Source organism: Peribacillus sp. P4_D6 (assembly GCF_056401795.1).
This window is the reverse complement of the sequence record NZ_JBFUIQ010000388.1, coordinates 1-675: the sequence shown is the minus strand read 5'-3', so window position 1 is coordinate 675 and position 675 is coordinate 1. Positions and strand designations below refer to the sequence as shown.

At 40.0% G+C, this 675-nt stretch carries 2 protein-coding genes; both read right to left on the bottom strand.

Features of this window, described 5'->3' with window-relative positions; all coding sequences use genetic code 11:
- Positions 1–11 precede the first annotated feature (11 nt).
- Positions 12–359: a phage holin family protein gene (locus AC1DVB_RS27790; protein WP_057278003.1), complete on the bottom strand. Its 348-nt coding sequence runs from the start codon at positions 357–359 to the stop codon at positions 12–14.
- 132 nt (positions 360–491) lie between these two features.
- Positions 492–675, bottom strand: a 184-nt coding sequence (locus AC1DVB_RS27785; protein ID WP_477592076.1) for a hypothetical protein, incomplete at its 5' end; no start/stop codon positions are given.

Below are 675 nucleotides of genomic sequence, written 5' to 3'. Positions count from 1 at the left end.
CCGTCAGCATGCTACTGACGGTTTTTTTTACTTTGTTTTAAAAGAAGACTTTGAATGAAACTCAATAACAATGATCCGATTAAAGCCCCCCAAAAAGAATCTATTACAAAGCCACTGACAATATAGGAAGTGATTTGGAATGTGAAGGCATTGATAATGAAAGAAAACAACCCGAACGTCAGGATGGTGATCGGCAATGTGATAAGTTGGAGGATGGGTCTAACCAGCAAGTTCATGATCGATAATATAAAAACCGCCAGCAAGGCAGTTCCGTAAGATTTGATCGTGATGGAGTCGAGAAGCCAGTCAATAACGAGCAATACCAGCCCGTTGATAAGAAAACGCATGATTATGTTCATGAAAAACTCCTCCTGAAGACACTTTCTACAAGTCATTATACTAAAATTTAATGAATTTCAGTTATATGTTTGCAGAATTGTCACAAAAAAAAGAGGATACGATAAGCATTCCCAGAATGGAATAGACGCTTTTTATTTAAAAGGTACGTCGATTTCAGAAATCCGCTCGCTTTCCGCYGASYGTCTGCCAAGCCTCCTCKRCGCAAGCGCCTGTGGGGTCTCGGCTAGCCAGTTATTCGGCAGGAGTGTCGCAAATTTCTTCCATCCAATATAGGTTTTATCAATATAAAAGTAAACCATGACGGTAAGCAAGTCT